Origin of the sequence: Pseudoalteromonas sp. PS5, from assembly GCF_004103255.1 — a bacterium.
Taxonomy (GTDB): domain Bacteria; phylum Pseudomonadota; class Gammaproteobacteria; order Enterobacterales; family Alteromonadaceae; genus Pseudoalteromonas; species Pseudoalteromonas peptidolytica.
Genome location: NZ_RCSQ01000068.1, coordinates 20,155 through 34,611 on the forward strand (window position 1 = coordinate 20,155; position 14,457 = coordinate 34,611).

8 protein-coding genes and 1 tRNA gene are annotated in these 14,457 nt (G+C 41.7%); 1 reads left to right on the forward strand and 8 read right to left on the reverse strand.

Annotated features, from left to right (window positions below):
- Window positions 1–60 precede the first annotated feature (60 nt).
- The 5 genes from D9603_RS09280 to D9603_RS09300 all read right to left on the reverse strand — a co-directional run bounded on the left by D9603_RS09280 (window position 61) and on the right by D9603_RS09300 (window position 6,714).
- Window positions 61–1,221, reverse strand: coding sequence for a polysaccharide pyruvyl transferase family protein (locus tag D9603_RS09280; RefSeq protein WP_128731088.1), 1,161 nt, complete (start codon window positions 1,219–1,221; stop codon window positions 61–63).
- Window positions 1,218–2,261, reverse strand: coding sequence for a nitroreductase family protein (locus D9603_RS09285; RefSeq protein WP_128731089.1), 1,044 nt, complete (start codon window positions 2,259–2,261; stop codon window positions 1,218–1,220). The genes D9603_RS09280 and D9603_RS09285 overlap by 4 nt, the downstream gene beginning before the upstream one ends.
- Window positions 2,262–2,324: 63 nt before the next feature.
- Window positions 2,325–5,003 (reverse strand): SLBB domain-containing protein, encoded by a 2,679-nt coding sequence (locus D9603_RS09290; protein ID WP_128731090.1) that lies wholly within the window; start codon window positions 5,001–5,003, stop codon window positions 2,325–2,327.
- An 85-nt stretch (window positions 5,004–5,088) separates the two neighbouring features.
- Entirely contained in the window at window positions 5,089–5,880 is a 792-nt protein-coding gene (locus D9603_RS09295) for a DUF481 domain-containing protein (RefSeq protein ID WP_128731091.1), read from the reverse strand.
- A gap of 15 nt (window positions 5,881–5,895) precedes the next feature.
- The gene (locus D9603_RS09300; protein WP_128731092.1) at window positions 5,896–6,714 is read right to left on the reverse strand and encodes a mechanosensitive ion channel domain-containing protein; all 819 of its coding nucleotides are present in this window, start codon (window positions 6,712–6,714) and stop codon (window positions 5,896–5,898) included.
- Between the two features lie 422 nt (window positions 6,715–7,136).
- Here D9603_RS09300 and D9603_RS09305 point away from each other — a divergent pair.
- Window positions 7,137–7,212: transfer RNA gene (locus D9603_RS09305), tRNA-His, on the forward strand.
- Between the two features lie 569 nt (window positions 7,213–7,781).
- Here D9603_RS09305 and D9603_RS09310 read toward each other — a convergent pair.
- From D9603_RS09310 to D9603_RS09325, 3 genes are all read right to left on the reverse strand, one after another.
- On the reverse strand, window positions 7,782–9,005 hold the full coding sequence (locus tag D9603_RS09310) for a sugar MFS transporter (protein ID WP_128731127.1): 1,224 nt from the start codon (window positions 9,003–9,005) through the stop codon (window positions 7,782–7,784).
- A gap of 448 nt (window positions 9,006–9,453) precedes the next feature.
- On the reverse strand, window positions 9,454–12,045 hold the full coding sequence (locus D9603_RS09320) for a family 20 glycosylhydrolase (protein ID WP_128731093.1): 2,592 nt from the start codon (window positions 12,043–12,045) through the stop codon (window positions 9,454–9,456).
- A 278-nt stretch (window positions 12,046–12,323) separates the two neighbouring features.
- A complete protein-coding gene (locus tag D9603_RS09325; protein ID WP_128731094.1) occupies window positions 12,324–14,390 on the reverse strand; it encodes a M13 family metallopeptidase in 2,067 nt (688 codons plus the stop codon).
- Between the last annotated feature and the right edge of the window lie 67 nt (window positions 14,391–14,457).

The window sequence follows — 14,457 nt, forward strand, 5'->3', positions numbered from 1 at the left end:
TGAGCCCCAATAAAGTATTTGGCACCCAACTTGTTTCTATACGCGGTCTATTTTATCAGCTTATTTTGGCTGACACCCATTAATTTCAGCAATTACGGCTTGCCACATTGCTCGATTTTCTTGTTTTACCTTCGTCGCATGCCCGTAACCGGCTTGTTTCTGGCTATCTAGGTTATTGATAAATTGCGTTAGCTGCTTATTTACTTGCTCAGGCTTCGCTAGGTAATCCAAAATATTATCTGCTAAGCCATACTCTTCAAAGAGCATTTCGTATTTATGGCTCCAACTGGTAGCCAAGCAAGGAACACCTTGTGATAGCGCACTGACACAACCATGAAAGCGACTACTAACCACAGCCTGGCAGCGCCCTAACAGCGCTTTGATTTCAACTGCACCCAAACCATCGGCGATTTCAACACTTTCCCCTATAACTTCAGCTATCTGTTCACACAAATGCTTATCTTCAGCACCTTCATGGTTTAGGAGCAAAATATCGAATTCATGCTGTTTAAAAAACTCGGCTTGATAACGCCAAAATGCAATATATGCTTCGCTGCCAGTTTGTGCTGTTTCATGGTGATATTTAGAAATCACTTTATTATTTGGAATAAAACAGACCGTCTTTGTCGTAAATGGTTCAATAATACTTGGTTCTATTAGCGCCGTAAAATCAGGGCTTTGATGTAACGTGCCAACTTCATTAAGCGCGGCACATGCCTGATAGGATGCTTTATCTCTGGCATATACTTTTGTCGCTGAGTTTATCAATTTTCGAGCCGCTTTTGCATGCTCTACTTTGTTAAACGGACCAAGTGCTTGCGGTAACACAATATAAGGCTTACCTACTTGTTTGAATCGTACAGCTTCCTTTGCTGCATTTTTCAAATCATTTAATGGCCATTGATCGCCATACGAAAAACCACTGGCGTTCAAAATAATATCGACATCTGCCTCTGTTACAATGCCATAACGTTTAAGTAGGCGTTTAGCAAATTGCGGTAATTTGCCGAATAACCCCGTTAAGTCGAAGGGTCCCCTCCGAAAACTAAGCTTTTGCAACGCCCCTAATCTAGCTCTTTGTTTGTAGGGAAGGTTTGGACCTGGAGACAATACTAGATTGTACTCACCTATTTCTTTATCTAGCTGCTCTAACACAGACAACAGCATTAGTTCAGCACCTTTATTGGAAAACTGAACCCCTTTTACTTCTATATTAATCACTCTTTTGGTTCCACACGTGTTAGTAGCACTTCTGCTGATTTTTTGTTAGAAAATGGAATGCCACCATCAGCTAAGGCGTATCCGACGGCAATAAACATTACAATACGCTTATGCTGGGGTAAATTAAGTAAGCGCGCAGCTCGCTCGTCTAATTTATGTAATTCAGGCCAATTTAACGCACACGTCGATAATCCGAGCGTTTCGCATGCTAGCATAAACTGCATACTGGCCAACGACGCATCGATATAAATTACATGACGATCTCGTTCAAAAGGGTACGCTGATAAATCCCCCACTACCGCTAATAAGCAAGGGATTTGAGTTGCGAAGCCAGCTGTGCCACCTGGTAAAGTGGCTGCTTTTTGCTTTATCTGCTCATCATCAATCCACATAAATTCATAAGCTTGACGATTACATGCACTGGGTGCTTGGGTTGCGATAGTCAAAGCATCAATTAGCAGTGATCTATCTACGGTTTTTTGCTCAAACCACCTAACGGAGCGCCTTGATGTAGCAAGCGCTTTGAGCTGCTCGTAAGAAACATCATGCTTTACTCGCTGACTACTTGAATAAGGTGTGGCGCTACAATCACCTTCAAACTCAATAGTCAGAAAAGTAAGATAACTACTTTTAACAATAGGGTGACTGGTATCACAAACATCAAAGTACTGTTTGAGCACCGAATGAGCCCACTTTAGATCCGTCTGTTCTAGATTATCAACTTGTGTAGCCCGCTGATACACAGACACAGTTTCGGCAATATAGTCCAGAGCAAATACTGGTTTTCGAGGCCGCATAATCAACCCCTTTTCCAGCCTATGAATGTTACGCCTGAGTAATGCACTGGCGCTTTTTTGGATCCCTTGATGCTTTTGATATTGGATCTTTGCTTTTAGTATCGCCTGCTGCTCGTAGCCAAATGCGCGGTCAAACAGTAAATAGTAAAGTCGACTTAACGTCGGCAAAGCAACAAAAAAAGGCTGCACAGCTCCTCGGGTAAGTTCAATTACATTGATGATGTGCTTTTTTAGTTTCTGCATAAAACGTAAATACGGGAAACCCAAGTTTCCCGTACCCTTTTTGTGTTAGATTTTTATGACGTATTAGTCTTTATTCAATGTTGCCAGCGATGCCGCTGCAAGACCAATTTGTGACAATATTTGAGTCGCAGTACTCCAGAGAGTCAGTTGATCCATATGCTGCGCGTCTAGTGGCACGACGATGGTATCACCTGGAGCTAGTTGGTTTGCGTAATTGCTCACCGCAAACCATGAACCTGAACCTGGTAGAACAACCGACCCATTAGCTTTTATAATGTAAATGCGCTCATCGTCAGCCTTCTGTTTTAGACCACCGCTGGCTTTAATGTAGTCGTCAACCGATTTACCCGCATCGAATAAGTGTGTCGCGGCAAGATTGACCTCTCCGATAACACTCACTGAATCTTGCATCGCTGGAATATACAGCGCATCGCCATCTTCTAGTTGAATCGTTTTTGTCGCGCGTTTATCTAAATCAATAACAAGACGCCCCAATGCTTCAACCTTAGATAAATCACGTAAAATTTTATCCATATCTTCATAAGGCATCGAAGTATTTGCTGTCGCACTTTTTTGGAAGGTATTCGTAATGATATCGCGTCTAAGCTCTTGCGTTAGGCGTTGAATTTGCGAGGTTTCTTTACGCTTAATTGATTCACGAGTGAAAATTGCCGCATCCTTATGGGCAAACTCACTAAGTCCTCCAACTCTGGTAAGTAGGCTTTCCAGCGTCTCTCCGCGCTTGATGGTATAAATACCAGGAAACCTGACCTCACCCACAACTTTTACTTGCAATCTATCCTGCCAATTTGGTCTCGGGAAGATATTGACTGTATCTTTACTCGTTAGTGCGTGCGTGGGGCTTGTTAGTTCATCTAAGCCGTTAAATTGAATATGCTCAACTTGTTTACCATCATTATATATAACGCGGGTCAACTCAACTTGCTCAAGGTATGCTGCCTCAAGAAAGCCACCGGCTGCCTGTACTGCTTTTTGGAAGTTCGCTTGCTTAGCTAGAGGATAAACGCCTGGGAATTTAACTTGCCCATTAACAGCAAATAACTTTGCAGGCTCAGTTGGCGTTGCTTGCCTTTGTAACTTAGCAACTATAGGCGCAAGAAGTTTTTGACGGCTAAATACTGCATAGTCATCTTCTTCAATTTCTTCCGGCTCTTCGAAAAGAGCCCCTATGCTGGTGATGAGTTTGACTTCTTCCTCTTCTAATTCAAAAAGCTCATCGTCTTTCAATCCAATGTACTTTAAGAACTCGTCACGCTCAAATTGCTCCCACAGTTTGACATTTTCACGCAGCTTCAATTGCTCTTTATTGTAAGCTAAATCGTCTAATAGCTGCTCTTCTTCTTCTTTCAATTGATAACGGCTAAAAACAACAATCGTGTCGTTGGAAGACAGTGCAATGTCACCGGATTTACCATCAAAAATATCTTGTAATGAAAACTGTAAGATGTCGATGTCACCTTTGAAGTTTACTTCACGGATGATAAGTGAATAACCAAAGTCTGCTATCGATAGTAAGTCTTCACGTGGTGCGCTAAATACGTCTTTTAATGTCTTACCTTGGTGCCACTCATAGTGTCCTGGACTCGTTACAGCACCCACTACAGTGACGGTATTTTGAAACCGTGTGGAAGCCGCATTTACGGAAATCTCATCACCATTTTGCGGCTTGTAACTGGTATTCTGAGTAAAATTATAGTTAAGCGTAATGCGTTTACCATCACCGTTGTACCGTGAAACTACCACTTTTGATTTATTTGCATTCGCTTTAAAACCGCCAGACATTGCTAAGACACTGTCAAGTGAGTCGGAATCTTTAAGCTCAAAAATAGCTTGGCGATTTACTTCACCTTTAACTTTGATCTTTTTCGCAGCCGGTGGAATAAATACAACATCACCAGGTTTTAGTACAACATCATCTGAGCTGTCGCCAAACAATAATAAGTCATATAGGTCAAAAGTAGTAACAAGCTCGCCAGCTCTTTTTACTTGAATTTTTCTTAATGAGCCATTATCACTCACCCCACCAGACACAAACAACGCATGCGTCACAGTGGCAAGAGGAGATACCGTATAGCTACCTGGTTTGTATGCTTCACCAACAACCATGATACGCATAGGGTTTAGCTCACCCATAGAAACAAAGGCTTGTACTCCAATCATTTCTTCTGCGATTTTTTTTGAGATCAGTGCTTTTAGCTCTTTGAATGACAGTCCAATCACATGGATAGGACTTAAATTTGGGATAGCGAGGCGACCTTCTCTGTCAATTTGGACTTCATGCTCTTCATTGGTTTTACCATACAGATTGATCTTCACCATATCACCTATACCTAACAAATAAGTGTCAGGTATCGCTGCCAATTCTGATGGTATGAAGGTCGTTGGCTCTCCTGCAAAAAGCTCATAACCAAAAGGTTTTAACTCTTCTAATTTTGGCTTGTACTTGTCTTCCTCTGTCTCTTCCTCCAGCAAATTTTTTTGATCACGAGGTCGAATTGAGGAATCTTTCTCCTCATCTTTTTTATCACCTTTAGTATTCCCGTCTAAGGTGTTCAAATCTATACCGTAACGTTTCGCAAGCGCTTCCTGCTGCGCTTTTGGAAGCTTTTTAAACTGCTCAATTTGCTGTTTACTCGGTGTAATCGCAACGGTTTGATGCGAGATAAGTATAAATACTGAGAGAAATAATATTCTGAAGAACTTCACTGAAATCTCTTCCATTATGGATTTTTGTTAAACTTTGAGCATTCTACCGAAGTTTAAAAGAATTAAAAGGGCACTGAGGTACCCTTTGGCAAGATACTTGTTAGAAACTGTAAACCAACGTAAGTGAGGTTTCAGTGTCTGTATTTTCTTTTTCGTCTGCTACGTCAGAGTTATGAATAATGTTATAAGCCACTTTCATCTGCAGCGAGCCGTTGATTTTAGTTAATAGTGCGGTCTCTGACGTTGTTTTGGTGTTTGTGTCACCGTATTCTATCGCGATCAGCTGAGTAAAACGCGCGTTGTCAGAAATTTGCCATTGATAGTCTAGTTTACCAACACCGATAAACTCACTCTCAGATGTACCAGCTAATAGCTCGCCATTATCGCCTAGCTCTTTACTATCATCTTGGTGCTCAAAACGCTTAACACCAGGACCAATTTCAGCATTTAAGTACATATCATCATTTTCAAATAAACGCTGGCCATAACCCACAGAAGCCACAGCTTCACTGCGATACGCGCCAAAGTAGTCAGATACGTAAGAGCCAAATACAAATAAATGACTGTGATCTTCATTTAACTTGTAGTTACCTTGTACCGAAGCCGAATACTTTTCGTTAGTACGTGATGTGATATCTTCACCGGCATCATTTTCGCGTGTGTCTTCTTTATAGAAGCCATCCAGCTTGTATTCATTATGCCAATTTGTGAGGTTATGCTTTGCTTTTATGCCACCTTTTAGTGTGGTTGTTTCAGTATTACCACTGGTTATGATCGCACCTACCTCACTTGTTACATCCCAAACTTTCTTTGGCTTTTTCGCTTTTCCTTCTGCCGCTGCTGTTATGCTAACAGCCATAAGAATACAACAGGTTAAAACCTTTACTTTCATTTCAAACTAACCTTTTTACTGATCTTTGTGTAGGTGAACATCCATTTGCGGGAATGGAATCGTGATATTCGCGTCGTCTAGTGCAATTTTTATATTTTCTACTAGGGTGGAATAAGTTGGCCAGTACTCTTGCGTTTCAACCCAAGGTCTCACCACAAAGTTAACGCTTGAATCTGCCAGTTCTAGAACTGCAACAGTGTACGCCGGCTCTTTTAGGATCCTTGGTTCGTTGTCGAGTACGGATTTTAATACTGCTTTTGCTTCTCTAAGGTCGGCATCGTAACCAACCCCTATCACCAAATCAATGCGACGCGTTTTTTCACGCGAGTAGTTAACAATGGCACCAGACATAATCGACGAGTTTGGCATCACAATTACTTTGTTATCTGGTGTACGTAACTCTGTCGAAAAGATCTCTATCTTTTGTACACTACCGGCCTTACCGCCTGCTTCAATATAGTCACCAGACTTGAAAGGGCGTAGCATGATGATCAACACGCCTGATGCAAAATTAGATAAAGAGCCTTGTAGTGCAAGGCCCACAGCAAGACCTGCGGCACCCAAAATTGCGATAAATGAAGTGGTTTCTATGCCGACTTGAGACAGCGCCATCAGAAGTGTTGCAGCAAATACTATTGCATATGCTATGTTAGCAACAAAAGAGCCAACCGCTTTGTCGACATTGCGTTTACTAAATGCTTTGATTGTGAGCTTCGCACTGAGTTTGGCAAGCTTCAAACCAATAAAAAAGATAATTAGCGCAATCACACCTTGAAGTGCGTAGTGCAAGATTAAGTCTGAGTTTTCGTTAACCCAATTCCAGATAGCTTCCATCCCCATTCCTCTTGTTATTTGTGTTACGCAGTAGTAGTTTGTATCGACTGAATACTTGTTGCTCTGATGGTTTGACGCTAACTGCGTCAACCCCTTCTTGTCTAGAACAAATTTTACCCCCCCACTGAAGCGCTATAAATACAGCAGCGTCAGCTCCACGCAAAAACGGAGCCATCGATGATAGTCATCACAGCGAGCAATGAGTTAGATTACTTCTTATCTAAGCCTCATGTGAGTCTGGTCAATTAGAAATATTATTAGATCGTCCGGATCATACATAGGATATATGAATATTTGCTGTATGCAGAATTTTTATGCAAAAAAATCTTTTTCTCCGTTTTTTTGCATATTTCGCTTTGCTTTTTTTAAAAACTTATGTATTATGCGCGCCACACCAAACGAGGTGTTCAATTCTTTTTGTGGCGGCTGTAGCTCAGTTGGTAGAGCCCTGGATTGTGATTCCGGTTGTCGTGGGTTCGAGCCCCATCAGTCGCCCCATTCTTTCTTACATCATAGTAATTCTTACCTTATTAGTGCTTAATTCATTCTAATCAAACCGTTTTTTACGCCATTTGCTGCTGTTGACTAAATTATCTGGCTGATTTGAAAAAACGATTGGCTTTAGCTTGCCGACCACACTGCTTTCACACTTTAAAAAACATAGATATCCAATTATCTTAATTAAGTGGCCTACTTTGAAGCGACAGAATCTTGTCGATAACTCCGCTACCGCGTCCCGCTCTCTCTAAGGTACCTACACTCTGTAGGCAAGGCGAATATACGTGCCAATAGCCGGCTATTGGAAGTAAATTCAACACAGTTAGCGCTAGAGCTGGCTGCTAGAAAGGTATTAATTATCCAAAGCTCAGGTTATTCAGTTATTCTAAATAAGAAATTTTTAACGCGGTTAGCGTCAGATTTACTCCTTCAAATTAAGCAAGTAGTAAGTCTATTGGTATAACCACATGGTCTGATAGATAGGTATAGAAATAAAAATGCCACCTTATTCAGGTGGCATCACACACGGGATTATTTCTACATACATAGAAATGCTTTACGTTATTTTGCTACGCCTTCTTTCTGAGCTTATGGCCCTTCACAGCATAGAAAATAATAAATAAGTAACAAGGCAGCATTACAAGGTGCGCTATTTGCTGCGACTCTACTGTACCTGACGTACCTTTAGCTAAGCCTAAGAATACAGGGCCAAATGCACCACCGGCAATTCCCATAACCAATAACCCTGAGCCTACACTGGTTAGCTTGCCAAGTCCAGATAATGCGAGAGGCCAAATTGCAGGCCACATGATAGCATTAGCCAAGCCGAGTATTGCAACCATTAATAGAATATCAGGTAACGCTGACAAACCAAATAGGTTTGAGATAATGAACGAGTCGGGGCTACCAAATGAAATTGCCAGTGTCAGTAATACACCAAGAATAGCAGAAGCGGTTAGAGCCTTTTCTTGAGAGATCACTCTTGGGATTAATAAAATACCTAATATGTAACCTGCAACCATACATGCCATGGTATAAGAAGTCATGACGCTATACTTCTCAACTCCAAGCGCTAGTGCGAACGAGCCAATCGTGTCTCCTGCAATTACCTCAACCGCAACGTATAAAAACAGCGCAATGACGCCAAGTTTTAGGTTCGGGTGCTGTAATGCTTCTCTTACTGAACCATGCTCTTCCTCACCTTCCTTCTCAAGCTCTGGCAGTGGCGCAAACTTGATACCTAAAGCAAATATGCCAATAAAAACGGCTAAACCAAGATAAGGGCCTACTAAGCCATTCGCCATCGCGTCGATGTCGGCCTGAGTTAAGTCTTTACCTGCCATATCCGTAAAATTACTTAACACTAAGGCTGTAAACACCAATGGTGCAACCACACCTGCTCCTTTGTTCAAAATACCCATGATGCTCACTCGCACCGCAGCTGATTCTTCAGGGCCAATACGAACCACATATGGGTTTACCGCAGTTTGCAATAATGTTTGCCCAATTCCCATGGTGAACTGTGCAAATAAAAATAGTGCAAACATTTGTGTTTTTGCAGCTGGAATATAAAGTAACGCGGCACACATCATCATTGCAATGGCGATAGCCATACCGTTTTTATAGCCGACCTTTCTGATAACGAGTGCTGAAGGCACGGCAGTAAACGTGACCGCAATATAGAAAGAAAAAAGGATAAATGAAGATTGGAATGGAGTAAGTTTTAACACTTGTTCCAAATATGGCATCAAAGACCCGTTGAGCCAAGTCACAAAGCCAAGAATAAAAAACATGGCGGCGACTATCGCCATTGGGATAGCATTACTTCGTTTTGTTGTATTCGACACGGTAGCTTCCATAAACATTACTCATCGTTTATTGTTCGTTTGGCTTTTGCCTTTTTATTTTTGCTTTTACAGTCTTTCTTTTACAAAAATGACAGCGCTGACATTTAACTTTACGTTAAAATCTGTTTCATTTCCAGATAGATTTTGAGCAAGGCGCTCAGCTACATCCAGCTTTTTGTATGTAGAAGGCTGCGCTTGACCCTTTGTGCTTCTTTAACTGTGCGTTAAAGCTGTTAAAAGCACATTATACATTTCCCCACTGCGCTACAAACGTTACGAGTCTACATCCATATAGACTCGCTAAAAATTTTACACTCAATTGTTCTAATTGAATATTTTTATTGAGTTTGTAGCAGCGCGCCAACCTAAATAGCGCGCAGTGGTTCAAAGTGAATTAATTTAACCCCGTAACGCGACTGACATTTTTGTCACCCATTCGTGTTCTGAGCAGCACTTTACTTTCATCAGTAATACTCATCTGTCCAGTATATCGTTGCCAAGACTCGCCATTATCCAAACTCACCTCGATAGGAAGAAAAGGAAATGCACTGTTAGCTTTCAGCTTTCCAAGTACCACTTTGGCACCTGGTACAGGTAGGTTTGGATTAACCCCATCATTTTGCAATTTAGCAATTTCTTTCAGTGATAGTGCGGCTGCAAATAATGAAAAGTCTTTGTCTAACTCCGCTTTATCTATTTTGTGCCCTTCCCAATCGGCTTTATGCCATGCACGCTCGGCGACTGAGAGTATACGCGGGAAGATTAAGCGCAACACTTGCTCTTCAGTACGGATTGTTTCACTCCATATCTGTCCTTGCATCCCAATTATATTTTGTGGCTTTTTCAACGGTGGTAGCGCTCGACCAACCAATGCTTCTAAGTTTTCAATCGGCTCTCTGTTTCGGGTAAAGTCAGCATTTGCATAAACATTATCCGGCATGTAAGAGAAAGATTTTTTAGTATCGGTGTAGCGAGTCGCCCAATAATAACCACGTTCTTGCGGGTGTGCTTCATACGGATGGTCAAAGTACAAATGAGTGCCATGAGATAAAATAACTTGATAGTTATTGTTGGCAAAGCGATGAGCGCGATCTGCAACCCCCCACTCCCAAATATTATCCCATGTATTTACTAAAAACTGTGGATTCGGAAATTCATCACGCTTGAAAGTTGTCGTGGTATTATACATTAGGCCATCTTCCCATGCGCCCGGTGTTATCCCTCTTTTAGCAAGTAATGTTGCAACTCGCTGAGTGAAGTAAGGTTTAAGATCGTTAGGCCCGGCAACACCATTATCTGCTTTTGCAAATAACGCATCACAAGCTGGTGACTGTGTCCAAGACCCCTTACCGACTTCATCCCCACCAAAGTGCACCGTATTTAAGATAGTTCCAGCTTCACGGTACATATCTTGGAGCTCATATACAACTTTCTCCATAAAAGCGTAGCTTGAGTCTAAACACACATTAATCGAGTTGTCTTTATAAAGCTGTACCGTTAAATATTCAGATTTATCATCAATATCTGTCAGTAAATAAGCTTTTGCTTCATCACGTTTACCTGCGGCCATTAACTTATGGTAGCGTGCTTCCATAGACTTAATAGCTGCCCGAGCATGTCCTGGGCTTTCTATTTCCGGGATGATCTCAATATGACGTGCTTTGGCAAATTTAAGTAACTCTACAAAATCTTCACGAGAAAGGTAACCATTACCCGTTCCAGATTTAAAAGGACCAGTGCCCAACTGCGTTAGTAAGCACTCACGCTCTTCTAGATCAAAACAGCGATACGCTCCAACTTGAGTCAGCTCAGGAAGATCTGGAATTTCTAAGCGCCACCCTTCATCATCAGAAAAGTGCCAGTGGAACTTGTTCAGCTTATAGCGTGCCATTTGCTCAACTAACTTAAATAGCGCCTCTTTACCGTGATAGTTACGAGCATTATCATAGTGCATACCGCGCCAGTCGAAGCGAGGAGAGTCTTTAATCTCCACATGAGACAAAGTCACTTCATTTTTGCTTCCAGCAGGAAAGAGCGCGAGCAAGCTTTGGATACCATAAAACACACCCGCGTTATCAATTCCGACAATTTCTATGACATCGTCGTCTATTTCTAGGGTGTATGAGCCGGCTTTCTTGTAGTCATAGTCTCGACCTAAGCTTTTAGCAACTTTCAGGCGAATAGTTGGTAAGTTGCCTTCAGAGATATGATTTGGCTCAGCCTTTAGGTTGAGGCCGTATTCCGACAAGTCCTCTTGAAAGACTTCAACCTCAGACTTTAGCCGTCCAGCATAACGGATTTGCCAATCGCTATTTAAGGTAATCTCACCGCGATTAAAATCAATAAATTCTGGTTTGGGAATGATACGTTTAAGCGCATCAGCTTTTGCTACGTCAACATTACTCTGATTACGTTCAAAGCGTAATTCAGCGGTGGCTATTTTGGTGTAGTCGGTTGGTGTGTTGTATCTTTTAAGCTGGTTTTCACGTTCAAATGGCGCAACAAACTGGGTCATGTCTTCAGTATCTGTGTTAGCAAATATCACTGGTTTATTACTACCAGACACCATAAAAGCACGCGGCATAAAATCACTGTATGCAGCAACCCATGCACTACCATCGAATAAAAGCTGTAGTTTTTCGCCTGATTTTAATCCTGCAAATGATGCTGTCGGTGTTATACGGTGAAGATCGCCATTAATATGTTCAAATCGTAATCCGTTTGAAGACTCGGTTGCAATATGACGTACAGAGTGGATATAAATTTGCCAGTCACTTTGCCCTTTAGGTAGATCCACTTTTGAATTATTAGTCAATGTAATAGAGCCACTGAACCCCTCAGCTCCGTTGCTGAAATTATTTTCTACGGCAAATTCAAAATGTGTGTCAGTTGCAAACTGCGTGAGTTGCTGTTGAGTCAATGATGCTTGTGTATAGAACGCGCACCCAGCAATCATCGCCCCAAGCAAAGTCGTTTTTATTTTCATCTTTTGCTCCCAGTCTTCATGTCCAATTCAATATGAACAGCATTTAATCACTTATTGTTCCCAAACATCATATAAAAGTTAAAATGACAGCGCTATCATTATTTTTTAATCTCTTTATGCTAAGCAAATGTAAGCTACTCGCTTTTGTCACAAAAGCAATCTTATTTTTGTAGGTAGGGTGTTGTTCTACTGAGGTTATTTGGAAAGTTAAAGCGTAATGAGAAGAGCGGGTTTACTCTTTGCACTGAGTAAACCCGCAATAATAGACGTGGGCGAAATTACCAGATTTTTACTCTGTCTTCTGGCTTCAGGTACATCTTATCACCTTCTTTCACATCAAACGCCTGATAAAATTCAGGCATATTTGGTAATACACCAATGACTCGGTAGTGACTTGGCGAATGCGGATCTGTCATTAGACGATTACGCAGCTCTTCATCACGGTATTTACGGCGCCAGATCTGTGACCATCCCATAAAGAACCGCTGTTCACCCGTATAGCCATCAATAACAGGCGCTTTGTTGCCAGCTAAAGAAATCTGATAGGCTTTGTAAGCTACCGTTAATCCACCTAAATCACCAATATTTTCACCAAGCGTCAGCTGGCCATTTACCGCTGCATCCTCAAATGGTTTAAAGCTATTGAATTGCTCAACTAATTTTTGACTACGCGTTTCAAACTGAGCTAAGTCAGACTCACTCCACCAGTTTCTAAGGTTACCATCGCCATCATATTTAGCGCCTTGGTCATCAAAGCCATGACCTAACTCATGGCCGATAACCGCACCAATTGCGCCGTAATTTACAGCATCATCAGCTTCTAGATTAAAAAATGGCGGTTGTAAAATGGCCGCAGGGAATACGATTTCGTTGTTTACCGGGTTATAGTAAGCATTGACCGTTTGTGGCGTCATAAACCATTCACCACGATCAACAGGCTTGCCTAACTTGTCAATCATCTCCTGATTAGCAAACTCACTATAACGAACATAGTTTCCTACTAAGTCATCAGGGCTAATGTCTAGTGCCGAGTAGTCTTTCCATTTGTCTGGGTAACCAATCTTAGGGGTAAACTTATTGAGCTTCTCTTTTGCTGCGACTTTGGTTTCTGAACTCATCCACTCAAGGCCGTCAATAGCTTGGTCAAAACCTTTGATCAGGTTGGCTACCAACTCTTCCATTCGTGCTTTAGCTTCAGGTGGGAAGTAAGACTTAACGTAAATCTTCCCAAGCATTTCACCAAGTACTGAGTTACTCGCATCAACGGCTTTTTTCCATGTTGGTGCTTGTGCTTCAACGCCACGTAACGTCTTACCAAAGAAACCAAACTTAAGATCAACCACATCTTTGCTTAATAGCTCTGCGTAGTCATTGGTAAAGTGGAAAGCAAAATAGTCTTGCCACACCTCTAAATCGGTACTTGCAATTATTTTAGATAATGACTCAAAAAAGCTCGGTTGACTGACGATCAATGAGTCCGTTTTGATCCCTAATGCACGTAAAAATGCTGCGGCATCAAAATCTGGCATTGATTTGTTAAAAGCTTCAACGGTTAATTTATTATAGGTTTTGGTTGCATCCCGACTTTCTACACGCGTCCACTGTGCTTCAGCAATTTGCTTCTCTAGCTCTAGAATATTTAACGCGGCTAGCGCTGGGTTTTTATGCCCAGTTTTGGCCATGAGCTGCTCTATATATAGCTGATATTGCTCACGGATCTTAGTGAATTTTTCATCATCTTTTAGGTAGTAGTCACGATCTGGCAAGCCTAAACCCGACTGGAACATGTATAGGGCATTTTCACTTGAGTTTTTGGCATCATTATTTACGTACCAACCAAAAGGAGTATGTGCGCCAGTTAAACGCATTTTAGCAAAGATAGTTGGCAGTTCTGACTTACTTTTCAGCGCTTGGATCTCACTAAGATAAGGCTTGATAGGCGTTAGCCCCAGCTCATTTCTTGCACCCTCATCCATATAACTTTGATAAAACGCACCCAACTTTTGCTCGTCTGATCCCGCTTTTGCTGTGCTATTATTGGCTGCTTCTTCGAGTACTTTGCGCAATGCCTTTTGGGAGTCATCGTACAGTTGCGTGAATGAGCCATAGTTGGATTTGTCTGCTGGAATAATCGTATTTTCGAGCCAATGTCCATTCACATGATAGTAAAAGTCGTCTTGAGGACGAACTGATTTATCTATATTACTAAGTTCAATACCCGAGCTTAGCATAACTTCTTGTGTCTTAGGCTGCTCAACTTGTTGTTGTGTTTGCGGTTGTTCGCTACAACCAATCAACCCCAGTGCAAGCGCAACACTTGCAGCGGTCAATGATAATTTTTTCATGTAAATTCCCCTGATAGAGTTTCGTCGTATGACGACCATACACTAGTCTACTGATGCTCCATATGGA